Genomic DNA, 14,766 nt, shown 5'->3' with positions numbered 1-14,766 from the left:
GACTTTTCTCCTTTACCGATAAAAATTTTTAAATAACGTGCTTCTCTGTAAGCTTACCTACGATATAATCTACTGCTTCATCAGCTGAATCAGGAACAACCTTCTCGCCCTGACCCTTCTTAACCTTATCAGAAGCCTTAGCAATCTGTGTAGGTGAGCCCTTAAGTCCAAGGTTAGAATCGTCAACATCCTTAAGATCAGGTCTGCCCCAAACTGTAACTTCCTTCTCGAATGCATCGAAAATTCCGCCAGGAGTCATATATCTTGGATCATTGAGCTCTGAAAGAGCTGTTACAAGGCAAGGCATCTTAGCCTTAACAATGTGATATCTGTCTTCGAACTGTCTCTTAACTTCTACAGTTCCAGCCTTCTCATCAACGTTGATTTCCTCAGCGTATGAGATAACAGGAAGGTGAAGGTGCTCAGAAATCTGAGGACCAACCTGAGCTGTATCACCATCGATAGCCTGACGGCCTGTGATGATGAGATCATAATCGATATTTCTAAGGGCACCAGCAATTGTTGATGATGTTGCCCATGTATCAGCACCGCCGAGTACTCTATCTGTTACAAGGATTGCCTTGTCAGCACCCATTGCAAGAGCTTCTCTAAGAACTGCATCAGCCTTAGGAAGACCCATTGTAAGTACTGTAACCTCTGCGCCATACTGATCTTTTAATCTAAGTGCTGCCTCAAGACCTGCCTTATCATCAGGATTCATGATAGCAAGCATTGCACCTCTATCCAATGTTCCATCGGGTTTGAACTTAACGCCGCCCTTTGTATCAGGGACCTGCTTAATGCAAACTACAACTTTCATTTTTATTCTCCTTCTATAATTTAATTAGTAGTGATTACTTTAAAAGAGCACCAGAGATAACCATTCTCTGAACTTCTGATGTACCTTCGTAGATCTCTGTGATCTTAGCATCACGCATCATTCTCTCTACTTCGTACTCTCTGATGTAACCATAACCACCATGGAGCTGTACAGCCTTAGTTGTAACATCCATAGCAACCTCTGCTGCGAAAAGCTTAGCCTTAGCAGCTTCTACAGAGTAAACATCCTTTTTCTTCTTAGCATCTGCTGCAGCGTAAACAAGAAGTCTTGCAGCTTCGCACTGTGTTGCCATGTTAGCAAGCTGGAACTGTGTGTTCTGGAAAGCGCCGATAGCTCTACCGAACTGCTTTCTCTCTTTTACGTATTCAACTGTTCTATCAAGGGCACCCTCAGCAATACCAAGAGCCTGAGCAGCGATACCAATACGTCCGCCGTCAAGAGTATGCATAGCGATTGGGAATCCCTTACCACGTGTGCCGAGAAGGTTCTCTGCTGGGATGTGGCAATCCTGGAAAATAAGCTCGTATGTGGATGATCCACGGATACCCATCTTATTCTCCTTTGTTCCGAATGTGAAACCAGGTGTTCCCTTCTCAACGATAAATGCTGAGAACTTCTTCTGCTTTCTACCCTTCTTATCTTCTACGATATCTGTGTAAGCGATGATGATGTAAACATCAGCAACCTCACCGTTTGTGATGAAGCACTTAGAACCGTTAAGGATCCACTCCTTACCATCATCTGAAAGAACTGCCTTTGTCTGAACGCCCTGAGCGTCTGTACCAGCCATAGGCTCTGTAAGACCAAATGCACCGAGCTTCTCGCCCTTAGCAAGTGGTACAAGGTACTTCTGCTTCTGCTCTTCTGTACCATATGTAAGAATAGGATCGCAGCAAAGTGATGTGTGAGCAGATACGATAACTGCTGTTGTACCACAAACCTTTGCAAGCTCCTCTACACACATAACGTATGTAAGAGGATCGCATCCCTGTCCGCCATACTCCTTAGGAATAGGAATACCCATGAAACCATACTTCTGCATCTTCTTAACGGTTTCCATTGGGAAAACCTCTGTCTCGTCAACCTCTATTGCGTTTGGCTTTACTTCTTTTTCTGCAAAATCTTTGAAAAGAGCTCTCGCCATTTCATGCTGCTGATCAAGCTGAAAATCCATTATTTTTTCCTCCAAATCTTTTATTTAATAATTCACAATGAAGTTCTGCTCTCGTGCTAAAGCACTCGCCAGAACAATAATACTCACTAGCTTCGAAAAAACCTCAGCAAGTGATTATCATTTATCTGTTGGAACCTTGTTTCCATCAGCGTAATTGTAGAAGCCAATTCCAGTCTTAACGCCGAGTTTCTTACCACGAACCATCTTACGAAGAAGTGGGCAAGCGCGATACTTAGAATCGCCTGTCTCTGAGTAAAGAACGTCCATGATAGCAAGAACGATATCAAGTCCGATGTAGTCACCGAGCTCAAGTGGTCCCATAGGATGGTTACATCCAAGCTTCATAGCTGTGTCGATACCAGCGATATCTGAAACCCCCTCTGAATATACGAAGATACCTTCGTTGATCATAGGAACAAGGATTCTGTTAACAACGAATCCAGCTGCCTCGTTAACCTGTACAGGAGTCTTTCCAAGATCCTCAGAGATCTTCTTGATCTTCTCTACGTACTCATCTGGTGTGTTAGCACCCTGGATAACCTCAACAAGCTTCATAACAGGAGCTGGGTTGAAGAAGTGCATACCGATGATAGGCTTAGCAAGTCCTGAACCGATCTCTGTGATTGAAAGAGATGATGTGTTAGATGCAAAAATGCAATCTGGGTTCTTTACGATGTTGTCCTGAAGCTCCTTGAAAAGGTTCTTCTTGATGTCCATAACCTCAAGAGCAGCCTCAACTACAAGATCAGCATCAGCACAGATGTCGTTAAGACCTGTCTGAATCTTAGCTGTGATCTTATCAGCCTCTTCCTGAGTCTTCTTTCCCTTAGCAACCTGCTTATCAAGGCCCTTCTTGATCTTAGCAAATCCGCCTTCTGCAAACTCTGTCTTGATATCGCAAAGATATACTTTCTCAACGCTCTCAGCCTGAGCAAATGTCTGAGCAATACCTGATCCCATTGTACCTGCGCCAATTACAGCTACTTTCATTTTGTGTTCCTCCTATTTATTGTGTATTTTGTATTCTAACTATGTTCTACTCTCACATATTGAAACCAGAACAAAGAAGTACGCGATTAGTTACGCATTCTTGAAGGCTACAACCTTAACCTTAGCTGGGTCGTCTTTCTTTCTAAGGAAGTTAGCCATTCCCTCTCTCTGATCCTCTGACTCGAAGCATGAACCAAAGAGCTTCTCTTCGATTACAAGAGCCTCATCGATGTTAACCTGAAGTCCATCGTTGATAGCCTTCTTGCAAGCACGAACAGCGATAGGTGCGTTAGCAGCGATCTGGCTAGCCATCTTCTCAGCTGCAGGAAGGAGCTCCTCCTGTGGATATACTGCATTAACAAGACCAATTCTGTAAGCCTCGTCAGCCTTAATGTTACGTGCTGTGTAGATAAGCTGCTTAGCCATTCCAGCGCCGATAAGACGAGCAAGTCTCTGTGTTCCACCAAATCCAGGTGTGATTCCAAGACCAACCTCTGGCTGACCAAACATAGCATTGTCTGAGCAGATACGAATATCGCAGCTCATTGAGATCTCACATCCACCGCCAAGAGCAAATCCGTTGATTGCAGCGATAACTGGAATTGGGAACTGCTCGATCTTGCGGAAGATATCATTACCCTTCTTACCGAAAGCCTCGCCCTCAGCCTTAGAAAGTGTGCTCATCTCCCCGATGTCAGCACCAGCAACAAATGATTTCTCACCTGCGCCTGTAAGAACAACAGCTCTGACAACGTTTGTGTCAATGCTATCGAATGCTGCTGCAAGGTCATCAAGAACCTGAGAATTAAGTGCGTTAAGCGCCTCAGGACGGTTGATTGTTACAACAGCGATGTTTTCTTTTACTTCGCAATTAACAAAACCCATTTTAAATTCCTCCTATATATGTTGTAGTGATTCCCACTACTTATTCGTGACATACGCATGACTGCGCTAACGCTCTCGTCATGCTACATGCATTCGGAATCCGGCATATCTGCCTACTTCCTCATGTCTGTTCGGTCTTCAAGCTAAAGCAGTCTTAACCGTGCAAGCACGGAAGACTGCTTCAGTTTGAATCCCTATATCACTCATATTTCTCAACGATTGTAGCGCAACCCATTCCGCCACCGATGCAAAGAGTAGCAAGACCCTTCTTAGCCTCGTCTCTTCTAGCCATCTCGTGAAGAAGAGTAACAAGGATACGGCATCCTGAAGCTCCAACTGGGTGACCAAGTGCGATAGCACCACCGTTAACGTTAACCTTGCTCATATCGAATCCAAGGTCCTTAGCAACTGCAACTGACTGAGCTGCAAATGCCTCGTTAGCCTCGATAAGATCGATATTGTCAAGTGAAAGACCTGTCTTGTTAAGAACCTTCTTAGTAGCTGCAACTGGTCCGATACCCATAACCTCAGGCTCAACACCTGCAAGAGCACCGCCAACCCATGTAGCCATAGGCTTAACGCCAAGTTCCTTAGCCTTCTCTTCGCTCATAACAACGATTGCTGCAGCACCGTCGTTGATACCAGAAGCGTTACCTGCTGTAACAAGTCCGCCTTCCTTACCTGAGCAGCATTTAAGCTTTGAAAGTGACTCAACTGTTGTACCAGCACGAGGACCCTCATCAACCTTGAACTCAACCATTTCCTTCTTAACCTTTACAGGAACAGGAACGATCTCGTCGTTGAATCTGCCTTCTGCCATAGCCTTCTCGCACTTCTGCTGAGAATTAGCTGAGAACTCATCGAGCTCTTCTCTTGTAAGGTTCCATCTATCGCAGATATTCTCTGCTGTGATCATCATGTGATAGTGATTGAAAGCATCTGTAAGAGCATCGTTTACCATTGTATCTACAACTGTACCGTTGTTCATACGATATCCGAAACGTGCATTAGGAAGTGCATAAGGAGCCATAGACATATTCTCCATACCACCAGCTACTACAATATCAGCCTCACCAGCCTTGATAAGGTCAGCAGCCATGTTAACACAGTTAAGACCTGAACCGCATACTACGTTAAGAGTAACTGCAGGAGTCTCAATAGGAAGACCAGCCTTAATAGAAGCCTGTCTAGCTACGTTCTGTCCAAGACCAGCCTGGATAACGCAACCCATAAGAACTTCATCAACCTGCTCAGGCTTAACGCCAGCACGGTTAAGTGCTTCCTTAATAACAATAGAACCAAGCTCTGCAGCTGGTGTGTTTGAAAGAGCTCCACCCATCTTGCCGATAGCAGTTCTTACTGCGCCTGCTAAAACTACTTTCTGTGCCATAAAGTATTACCTCCATTTTGGGACATGTCTATGTCCATTTTTTTATTAACTTTTCCTTGCGAAACCGTTAGAAAATTCTGATTGATAAATTTTTATCAGAACAAATCAATTGTAACATAGCACTTAGGCAAATGCAACAAAAATAGCTCCCAATTGGGAGCTATTTTATAAAAATTCTATAATTTGATATTTATTTAACTAAATGTCAAATCTCGGGCTCTATAAGGCCATAAGTGTTGCCTTTTCTCTTGTATACTACGTTTACCTGATCGGTATCCGCATTGACAAATACGAAGAAATTATGACCTAAGAGTTCCATCTGTACGCATGCATCCTCTGGATACATTGGCTTAGGCTCGAACTTCTTCATACGCTCGATTCTGATCTCTTCTTCATCCATATAATCAGTCTCGATGTACTCTTTCTTAAAGTTGCTGGCTTCAGCCTGCTGCTTATCTACCAGTTTGCTCTTATACTTCTTAAGCTGTCTTTCGATAACCTCCTCTACCAGGTCAATTGATACATACATATCATTGCTGACCTGTTCTGCACGAATGATCTTACCTTTAACGGGAATGGTAACCTCAATCTTGTGTCTTTCCTTGTCCACATTAAGTGTAACGTTAACCTGTGTGTCTGGTGTGAAGTACTTCTCGAGTTTTCCGATCTTTTCCTCCACTGCGGCTCTAAGGCCAGGTGTTACATCAATGTTCTTACCAACGATAGTGAATTTCATGCAATCATCCCCTTTGCTGCCGCATCGGATAATTCTGTGAAAAGAACTATCTCTATGCGAATATTTAAGACAATTTAGCAAATCTACCGCCTTTTGTCTATACGATATTATACCATCTTATGAAGAGGTCATGCAATTTATAATCCCTAAAATGATATTTATAAATGTTTCAAAAGAACTGTTTTGTGCATTATGCACAAAAAATATCTCCTGCTTTCTATTGCATAAAATTTACTTGTAAAAAGTGGTTTTCTGTGGACAATGTGGATAACTTTGTGCAAAAGTCCAAAAATCGCCCTTTTCAAAATGTGGATTGTGGATAACTTCTAAAAAATGTGTGAAAAAAAAGTTATTAATATATGTTGACTTTTGCATTTATGTGCATATCGGAGAAAACAAAATATTTTCGATTCTCTTCTTTACTTCCGTAAAATTAATGAACTTAATATTCTGCGTCATATACGTCAACTAATAACAGTAGATTCCGTCATAATCACATCAATTATCCACAATCAGACATTAATTAATGCCATCAATTCACAATCAGTTCTCAGAAAGAGTACTTCTTCCCAGCAGCTCCTCATAAGGAATGAAAATCTCAATGAAACCAGTTGCATAAGATCCCATATCATATGGATAGTAGAAGAAAAGAAGTCCATCTTCCTGGAAATACCAGCTATAGTCTGTATCCTCCGCATATTGAACACACTCATAAGCTGAATTATACACATCTTCTGGAGTTGTCTGGAAATATGGAGAACCTCCTTCTAATGCCGCCTCACCGTAACTTTCGAAATCCTCTTTTGTCTTGGTAGCCACAAGCTCTTTAAAATCTTCCTCAGTTCCTGTATAGAAGTCGCTAAGATGAAGCTCTTCTCCAGTAGTAAGATCAAATAACTGCTGACCTCTGTTTGGCATACCATGAGCACCACCGCCATACCAGTAGCCTCCTCTTGTTACATAGAGGTACTTATCCTCAAGAATTCCCACATCCTCAATAGTATAAGTATCTGTCTCATTAAAGGCCTGCGGATACTCAGCATGCTCCTCGCAGTCTTCATCACTGTGATCATAGGTTGGCTCTGAATACGTAGCAAGAAGATTTTTTGGTTTTTCGTGGAGCTTTTCATTGATCACATCTGCGTACTCAGAATACTTAGAATCCAGATTAAAGTACTCTACATAGCACTGTGTAAATGGAATTCCGCAGTTCTCACAGTATGAAGCTGTTGTCTCATAATCAATTGTTCCATATTCAAAGGCAGAGTAGGAATTAACAACAACTCCGGTATCCTCCTCATTTTCAAGGCCCTCTTCTCCAACATCAGCCCTCTTGAAGGTAACCTCACCATCTGCAAAATCAAGATAGTAAGCCTTTCCGCCCTTTATGGAAATGGCATAATCTCCAGGATAACTGTAGTTTTCAACGCCAGGTACAGATCTTTTTGTATAAAGAGCTGTCTCCTCTCCGGACTCCACATCATAACGATATGCAGTGCAGTCAAAAACCTCAAACTCAATCTCATCCTTAAAAAGGTAATACAGCACGCCATCCTCGTAGGCAATCAAAGAAACGTATTTGTCTGTGATCTGCTTGATATCTCCGCTCTCAAGGTCAAGCTCAAAGAGGCCCAGGTGCTCATAGGTATCTGTATCAAACTGTGTATAAAGAACTCTCTCCTGATCCATATAGCTTGAAGACATCCCTGTTGTAAGTCCTTCTAACTCTTTCACTGTGCCGTCTTTATAGATGGCGTAATGGGAATCATCCTTCCTTGCCAGCATAACACCATATTCATCAAGCTGATGGTCATAGCAGGTCTTACAATTAATGTTATAGCCTTTAACCTCTGCAAGAACATCCACATAGTCTGAGGCGCTCTCTGTGAATTCCAGATTATCCTGATCAATCTCATAGCATCTGTAATTACTTTCGTCAGATCCATGTGATTCAGTAAAGAAAATCTTTCCCTTATATACCTCAGCTTGTCCATAAGATGTCTTTTCCCTCCAATCCTGAATCTGGACAACTTCTCCTGATTCATAATCAAAGGCTATAAACTCACTGGAGGCAACGCCATTGTCATATCTTGTCACCTGGTAGAAGAGAATGGTCCCTGTTGCAGCCTCCAGATGGGCATATGAGTCATCATTACTAAGCTTAAGGACATCCAGGATTTCCTGATCATCCAGATGCCTGATGAAATTGCCATCAGTATCAAAGAGATACTCATCATTATAATCAGCATTAACAATCACCACGTCATTTTCAGCTACAGCCTCTTCTTCCTCTTCCTCAGAAGCCTCTTCGCTAGCCTCATCAGAAGCCTCTTCTTCCTCCTCAGAGGACTCTTCTTCATTCGCAGCATCATCTTTATAACTAAAACTAAAAACATTATCAAGGCCACAACCAGCCATAGGAAGGGTCATTGTTAGCGATAATAATACACATAATATCTTTTTCTTCATGGCAAAAAACTCCTCTCTTACTATGTCTAATATATTAACAGATAAAACCTCTAAATTGTTGCAGAAATACCCATATAAAAAATCCCTCCACCTAAGTGGAGGGATTAAATTCTCAATATGTCGCGATTAGAAGATACGTCTTACTGCAAGAACTGTTCTGTAATCTGCGTTAGAAACCTTGATACCAGTAGCTGCTGTTGAAGCATGTACGATCTGACCATTACCAATGTAGATAGCAACGTGACCAGAGTAGCAAATGATATCACCAGGCTGTGCATTAGCAAGTCCATCAACTGCAGCTCCCACTGATCTGTCAGCACCTGAGCTGTGTGGAAGACTTACACCGAAGTTAGCGTATACACTCATTACGAATCCTGAGCAGTCAGCACCATTTGTAAGTGATGTACCACCATATACATATGGGTTACCAACGAACTGGAGCGCAAACTGTGCAACCGCACTACCAATTGAGCTTGTCTCTGTAGTATATGAACTAGCTGAATTATAACTCTTATCTCCGCTAGAAGATGACTCTTTTGAAGTACCTGACTTAGCAGCGGCATTAGCAGCGTCTCTTGCTGCCTTCTCCTTAGCAAGACGAGCTTCCTCTTCTTCCTTGGACTCAGCTTCTACGAACTCTGTGGAAAGTGTAACGTAATCCATTGATACGTAACCATCACCTTCCTCGATGTTAACCTTAACCCATCCATCGAGCTCTTCCACAACAACAAGTTCGTCCTCGATAGGAACAAGACCAAGCACCTCTGCCTCAAGACTTGGGCCGTTACGAACCTTAAGTGTAGTAGTTGTTACTGTAGCAATTCTGGTTCCTACTTCCTTGGCAAGTTCTACGGCATCATCGCCTGTTACACAGTACTCTGCCTTAACATAACCTTCTACTGAACCAGATTTAATCTTGTACCAGCCGTTGTCCTCTTCAATAAAGGTACCAACTGACTTATCGTACAACTTACCTATAATCTCGCCATCTTCGCTTGGAAGACTACGAACGTTAACATAATCATTAACCTTAGCTATAACAAGGGACTTGAAGGACTCTTCCTCTGACTGTTCTGCAGATTCCTCAGAACCCTCTGTTGTATTATTGATTACTGCTCCTGTTGCCTTCTCAAGATCCTCAAGGATGCTATCTGTAAGGCTGGAAGCTGTTGGTGTCACATCTGTAGTTGATGCTGCTGAAGAGTTATCCTCTGCTGTAGATGCCTTTGAGGCACTAGCTGAATCTTCAGCTGCTGAATTTTCAAGTTCTACTGACTGCTGTAATGTAGAGAGTGATACTTGATTATTACCAAGTGCATAAGTGATACCAGCCTGTGGTAACACGCTAGTTACTTTGTTTGATGAAGCATACGCGTCAATACTGAAGCTTGAAAAAGATACGACAGCCGCAATACCTAAAGCAGCGAGCTGCATATTTGCTTTTCTCAAAACATACCTCCAAAATTGTTACGGAATTTGTTACATCTTTTAAAAATATACGCCATTATCCCGTTTTTGTCAACCCCAAAAGGGAAAGAAGTAACGTAATTACGACATTTTCCAGCCTCATACCCTATCAAAGACAGAGCATTTCAGCGTTTGTTTGCAGCAACAAATATTCAATCCAGGCCAGCGTTTCCGATTATTTTTTTCCAACCAGAAAGTCCTGAACTGATGTGACTGCGTTGGCTCCGTCGGCCACCGCTGTAACTATCTGGCGTAGTCTCTTCTTCCTTGAATCGCCAGCTACGAATATGCCTGGTTTAGATGTTGCTCCATCCTCTAAAGCCTCTACATATCCGCCTTCGTCGCATTCGACTATATCAGCAAAAAGATCTGTTGAAGGACGAATTCCAATGGCTACAAAAATGCCATCTACCTCCAGATCCTTTTCCTCATTAGTCTTAACGTTCTCAATAAGGAGCTTATTAACCTTATCCTCGCCCTTTACCTCTTTGACCACGCTATCCCAGATAACCTCAACATTATCAAGGCCAAAGAGCTCATCCTGCAGGATTTTGGCTGCTCTAAGCTCATCTCTTCTATGAATGAGATAAACCTTAGAAGCAAATCTTGCAAGGAATATAGCATCCTCTACAGCCACATCACCGCCGCCGTTTACAGCAGTAACCTTACCTCTGTAGAAAGCGCCATCGCAGGTAGCACAATAGGAAACGCCCTTTCCGATAAACTCCTCTTCCCCTGGAATTCCAAGCTTGGAGTGGTGTGCTCCCGTAGCAAGAATAACTGTGCGGGTCTCAATGCCCCCATTATCTGTCTTAACCTTATATATAGGAGCCTCTGTATCAGAACCCTCCTTAACCACGTCGATTCCGGTCACTGTAGCATCTACAAACTCAGCTCCAAGCTTATCTGCATGCTCCCTGAACTTCATGGCAAGGTCAAAACCATTAACCCCTGGGATTCCAAGATAATTATCCACCTCGTAGGTATCGATTATCTGTCCTCCGCTTACAGGATTCTTTTCTATAATAACCATATCAAGGCCAGCTCTCTTGGCATAAACAGCTGCTGAAAGACCTGCTGGTCCAGAACCGATAATAACTAAATCGCGCATATGTACCTCCTAAATCCAGATCAATATATCCAAATTGATCTTCAAAACCAAATTAGCACTATTTCGTACCTTATCTAATTCCTGAATTAGATTGTGTGCAATTTAATCTTATCACATATTTTTATTTTGTAAAGCATAAATTTAAATCCATCCGCCATCCACAGTAATTATCTGCCCTGTCATGTACACTGGCATCTCACAGACCTTGGCCACAACCTGAGCCACTTCCTTAGGGTCTCCCAATCTGTCCGCAGGGATCTCACCCTTAAGTTCTTCCAGGTCTTCCTCTGATAAATGGTCTCTATTCATATCAGTATCTATCACACCACAGCTTACGGCATTCACTGCAATTCCAGATGGGGCTAGCTCTTTTGCCAAGGCTCTGGTAAAAGAATTAACGCCGCCCTTGGAGGCAGAATAAGCCACTTCACAGGAAGCACCAACGCTTCCCCACACTGATGTGATATTAACAATTCTTCCGCTGTGCTTCTTAAGCATCAGTGGAATGGCAGCTCTACTTGTATAGAACACAGAGTCCAGATTGGTGGACATAAGCCTTCTCCACTCATCATCTGTCATATCAGACAAAAGACCTATGTGGGCCACGCCAGCGTTATTGATAACCACATCAATATCGCCTATCTGTGAAAAGAGCTCTTTTACACTTGGGGAATCTCCGCAGTCGCAGACGAAGGTCTTGCACTGCACGTGATATCTGTCAGAAAGCTCTTTAGATAAGCTCTCCAACTTCTCCTTGTTATGGATACAGGTAAGATACAGGTCATCACCAAGGCTCGCAAATTGCTCAGCAATTGCACGGCCTATCCCTCTGGATGCGCCTGTGATAAGAATTTTTCTCCCCATTTAACTTTTTCCATCCCCAGTTTAAAATCTAAAAGTAACAACAAAGGGTCTGACTTGTGATCAAACCCTTTTGCTTGTTATGTCTTACTTATTGTCTGCCGATCTGCTCAGCATTTCTTAATAGCATCTAGCACGGTTTCCTCTACAAATGGCTTAGCAACAAACTCTGCCGCTCCGATCTTAACAGCTTCCATCATCTTTTCCTTCTGGCCTGCTGCGGTAACCATGACTACTTTAGCATTAGGATTATTCTTTCTAATTAGCTTAAGACATTCAATACCGTCCATCTCAGGCATTGTAATGTCCATTGTCACAATGTCGGGTGTAAGCTTAACGTACTGGTCAAATCCCTCCTGTCCGTTAACAGCCTCTCCAACAACGTTATAACCAGCTCTTTCTAATATATCTCTTAAAATCCTGCGTGATGTTCTTGAATCATCTACTATCAATACACTCTTCATCTATTTGCCCCCTCATTCAAAAGCTTACTTACAAACAAAGTCACTAGAAATAGCAATTAGATATTTAACTTGTCCGCCACAGATATAAACCGGCATCACCATCATATCGCTTCCGGTACTCTCTGAATAAGTAACATGGAAGTTAGGTGGCTCAAGCTCCACAGAAATATCTTTTCTGCTAAGCTCTGTAGCATAAAGTCCATTTATACAATTGATGAGTTCGCAAACTGCATCAAGTGCATCCTCTTCTGTATCGATAAATTCTTCTTTAGTATAGGCTATAGCCATTTTCTTGACGTCTTCAAACTTGCCTGCAATGGCAACTGTATAATTCTGATCGCCATGGAACTTCTGATAGCCCAAAACCTCATCCTTCAGGTTCGATACCTTGTAGGCCTTGCCCACAAATACGTGGTGATCCACAAGTCTGTATATATTCTTTATGCCCATAGAGAACATTGCTCTATAGACAGTGTTATCAGTCTCTGCGAATACAGTGCCTATCTTCTCCACGTCACCAGACTTAAGAATAGCCATGTCTGATTCAGTAAATCCGTATTCCCTCTGATACTCTTCCTCTGTCTGATTGATCTGTTCCAGGGTCATAATCCCCATGTCCACCAGGGTCTGAGCAAAGATAAGATACTCATTGCCCTGAAGCTCAAGAAGTCTTCCCACCTGTGTGTCAGTGAGATATCCCCGCTCAATAGCAAGATCACCAAAGCGCTTATCATTAGTAGCCTGAAGCATATTGATCTGCTCAGCCTGAGCAATGGTCATAAGCTTCTCAGCCACAGCAATGATGCCAAGCTTAGCTCTTTTCGTCTCCTGTTCATGGAAAATCTGGGTCAGCTTGTTCTTGTCAATCTTCCCCTTTTCCACCATGTACATTCCAATCAATCTATCAAACATATGGTGTCGCTCCTATTTAAGAATACTAACGCCAACTGCATATATTAATTTTAGACTATTACACGTACATAAACAAGCTATTTATTGTTCAGAGTCCTGAAACTCGTTTTCGTCCTTTTTCTCGTTCATTCTAGCAAGGGCCTGAGAAAGAGTCTTCTGAATAGCTGCATCCTCAGCACTTACACCTGTAGGAACTGCGCTACCAGGCTTCTTACCCTTAATAGCATCCACCTGCTGGCCTGCAAGCTCAAGAGCGATCATTCTGTCCTTAGGAATAATGATTCCCTGTCCATCAGGATTGATGCGGATTCCGTCCTTATCCTTGACGAAGTTGATGATATCCTTGAAGCTAAACACAGCTGCGTTCCAGCCTGAACCGTGAAGTCTCTTGCTGAACTCGATAGCATCTGTAAATACAGGAATAAACTGCTTCTCATCCTTAGTCTTCTGAACAAGGAACTTGAACTTAGTGTCAGGTCCAAACTTAACACCGCCGTTTTCAAGCTTCTCAGCCTCACCCTCATGCTGCATAGGAACGATGAACTTGGAATCTCTGATAAGAGAAACCATGCGCATCTCCTTAGCCTTTACGATATCAGGTCTCTTCTCGTAGTTAACTGGCCATCTAACCTCAGCAAGGAAGTCCAGCATAGCGAAGTTAAGAGCTGGGTTTGTAGGTGTCTGATCAAGCTTAGCACCCCAGTCTCCAGGAGCTGCTACGATCTCATTTCTCTTAAATCTAGCTCTGTATGCGCCATTATCAACGATAAGGTTCTCAATTCCAATATAGTAGAGATAATCGAAGAATCCCTTCTTGTTGCCCTCGATCACGTCGTTCTCCACTGTGCACTCTCTTACAGCAAGCTTTCTGTACTGTTTTGCAAAAAGAGCTACTGCCTTCTCAGCAAGTTCCTTCTCAAAGTAGATGTTAGCAAAGCCGTGGTCTACGAAAGGATAGCCTGTTGCTGCATCATAAAGAACGAATACTGTCTTGGCATTTCTGATTCTGTCCAGAAGTTCGTTGTAAACCTTTCTGTGGTTCTTTTCAAAAGAAGGAATAGCTGCCTTCTTGTTGTATACTTCCATGGCTGTAAGGAGGAAAAGCATTTCCTGTACGTTAAGGCTCTGGATATATTCGATATCAATGTCCTCATCATAGATGTGTGGACCAATCTCTTCCTTTCTAGCCTCATCTACAGTCTCTTCCATGCCCTCGTTCTCAGAGTCCTTAACATTAACTGGATTGAGTCTCTGAATTGTAGGCCATGAAAGCTCTGAATGAGCTTCCTTAAGCTCCTCAAGAGCCTTCTCTTTGCTCTTAAGTGCCTCCTGCTCTAAAGCCTCCTGATTGTCATCAGATTTTTTTCCGCCAAATAAATTAAATAATCCCATCTGTTTCTTTCCTAAATACCTTTCTTTATTACATAACGGCTATCAGATGATATTCTAAATGCCGCTTAATACTA

General features: G+C 42.6%; 13 protein-coding genes. All 13 read right to left on the bottom strand.

From position 1 onward, the window contains the following. Positions 1-28: 28 nt before the first annotated feature. Positions 29-820: an electron transfer flavoprotein subunit beta/FixA family protein gene (locus tag T541_RS0101460; RefSeq protein ID WP_026651027.1), complete on the bottom strand. Its 792-nt coding sequence runs from the start codon at positions 818-820 to the stop codon at positions 29-31. 34 nt (positions 821-854) lie between these two features. After that, positions 855-2,015 carry an acyl-CoA dehydrogenase gene (locus T541_RS0101455; protein WP_026651026.1) on the bottom strand — a complete coding sequence of 387 codons (1,161 nt, stop codon included), beginning with the start codon at positions 2,013-2,015 and terminating at the stop codon, positions 855-857. A gap of 117 nt (positions 2,016-2,132) precedes the next feature. Then, a complete protein-coding gene (locus T541_RS0101450; protein WP_026651025.1) occupies positions 2,133-3,005 on the bottom strand; it encodes a 3-hydroxyacyl-CoA dehydrogenase family protein in 873 nt (290 codons plus the stop codon). Positions 3,006-3,095: 90 nt separating this feature from the next. Beyond that, complete coding sequence (locus T541_RS0101445) at positions 3,096-3,890, bottom strand: enoyl-CoA hydratase-related protein (protein WP_026651024.1); 795 nt, start codon at positions 3,888-3,890, stop codon at positions 3,096-3,098. Between the two features lie 199 nt (positions 3,891-4,089). After that, positions 4,090-5,280 carry an acetyl-CoA C-acetyltransferase gene (locus tag T541_RS0101440; RefSeq protein WP_026651023.1) on the bottom strand — a complete coding sequence of 397 codons (1,191 nt, stop codon included), beginning with the start codon at positions 5,278-5,280 and terminating at the stop codon, positions 4,090-4,092. Positions 5,281-5,485: 205 nt separating this feature from the next. Next, complete coding sequence (gene hpf, locus T541_RS0101435) at positions 5,486-6,016, bottom strand: ribosome hibernation-promoting factor, HPF/YfiA family (RefSeq protein ID WP_026651022.1); 531 nt, start codon at positions 6,014-6,016, stop codon at positions 5,486-5,488. Between the two features lie 543 nt (positions 6,017-6,559). Further along, on the bottom strand, positions 6,560-8,485 hold the full coding sequence (locus T541_RS0101430; protein ID WP_081779813.1) for an RsiV family protein: 1,926 nt from the start codon (positions 8,483-8,485) through the stop codon (positions 6,560-6,562). Between the two features lie 126 nt (positions 8,486-8,611). Then, on the bottom strand, positions 8,612-9,934 hold the full coding sequence (locus T541_RS0101425) for an SH3 domain-containing protein (RefSeq protein WP_026651020.1): 1,323 nt from the start codon (positions 9,932-9,934) through the stop codon (positions 8,612-8,614). A gap of 193 nt (positions 9,935-10,127) precedes the next feature. Then, positions 10,128-11,063, bottom strand: coding sequence for a thioredoxin-disulfide reductase (gene trxB / locus T541_RS0101420; protein WP_026651019.1), 936 nt, complete (start codon positions 11,061-11,063; stop codon positions 10,128-10,130). A 141-nt stretch (positions 11,064-11,204) separates the two neighbouring features. After that, entirely contained in the window at positions 11,205-11,927 is a 723-nt protein-coding gene (ymfI, locus tag T541_RS0101415; protein WP_026651018.1) for an elongation factor P 5-aminopentanone reductase, read from the bottom strand. 107 nt (positions 11,928-12,034) lie between these two features. After that, positions 12,035-12,388: a response regulator gene (locus T541_RS0101410; protein ID WP_026651017.1), complete on the bottom strand. Its 354-nt coding sequence runs from the start codon at positions 12,386-12,388 to the stop codon at positions 12,035-12,037. A 24-nt stretch (positions 12,389-12,412) separates the two neighbouring features. Beyond that, on the bottom strand, positions 12,413-13,300 hold the full coding sequence (locus tag T541_RS20455) for a chemotaxis protein CheX (RefSeq protein WP_051538026.1): 888 nt from the start codon (positions 13,298-13,300) through the stop codon (positions 12,413-12,415). Positions 13,301-13,381: 81 nt separating this feature from the next. Further along, positions 13,382-14,692, bottom strand: a complete 1,311-nt coding sequence (locus T541_RS0101400; RefSeq protein WP_026651016.1) for an SseB family protein — start codon at positions 14,690-14,692, stop codon at positions 13,382-13,384. Positions 14,693-14,766: the final 74 nt, after the last annotated feature.

The sequence above is a fragment of the Butyrivibrio proteoclasticus P6B7 genome, assembly GCF_000622085.1.
In the GTDB taxonomy this organism is placed as follows: Bacteria; Bacillota; Clostridia; order Lachnospirales; family Lachnospiraceae; genus Butyrivibrio; species Butyrivibrio proteoclasticus_A.
The sequence above is the reverse complement of the archived record's forward strand: the minus strand, read 5'-3'. Positions and strand labels throughout refer to the sequence as shown.

Coding starts and splice junctions, on each gene's coding strand:
- T541_RS0101460 (WP_026651027.1), bottom strand. CDS start 820: ATGAAAGTTGTAGTTTGCATTAAGCAGGTCCCTGATACAAAGGGCGGC.
- T541_RS0101455 (WP_026651026.1), bottom strand. CDS start 2,015: ATGGATTTTCAGCTTGATCAGCAGCATGAAATGGCGAGAGCTCTTTTC.
- T541_RS0101450 (WP_026651025.1), bottom strand. CDS start 3,005: ATGAAAGTAGCTGTAATTGGCGCAGGTACAATGGGATCAGGTATTGCT.
- T541_RS0101445 (WP_026651024.1), bottom strand. CDS start 3,890: ATGGGTTTTGTTAATTGCGAAGTAAAAGAAAACATCGCTGTTGTAACA.
- T541_RS0101440 (WP_026651023.1), bottom strand. CDS start 5,280: ATGGCACAGAAAGTAGTTTTAGCAGGCGCAGTAAGAACTGCTATCGGC.
- hpf (WP_026651022.1), bottom strand. CDS start 6,016: ATGAAATTCACTATCGTTGGTAAGAACATTGATGTAACACCTGGCCTT.
- T541_RS0101430 (WP_081779813.1), bottom strand. CDS start 8,485: ATGAAGAAAAAGATATTATGTGTATTATTATCGCTAACAATGACCCTT.
- trxB (WP_026651019.1), bottom strand. CDS start 11,063: ATGCGCGATTTAGTTATTATCGGTTCTGGACCAGCAGGTCTTTCAGCA.
- ymfI (WP_026651018.1), bottom strand. CDS start 11,927: ATGGGGAGAAAAATTCTTATCACAGGCGCATCCAGAGGGATAGGCCGT.
- T541_RS0101410 (WP_026651017.1), bottom strand. CDS start 12,388: ATGAAGAGTGTATTGATAGTAGATGATTCAAGAACATCACGCAGGATT.
- T541_RS20455 (WP_051538026.1), bottom strand. CDS start 13,300: ATGTTTGATAGATTGATTGGAATGTACATGGTGGAAAAGGGGAAGATT.
- T541_RS0101400 (WP_026651016.1), bottom strand. CDS start 14,692: ATGGGATTATTTAATTTATTTGGCGGAAAAAAATCTGATGACAATCAG.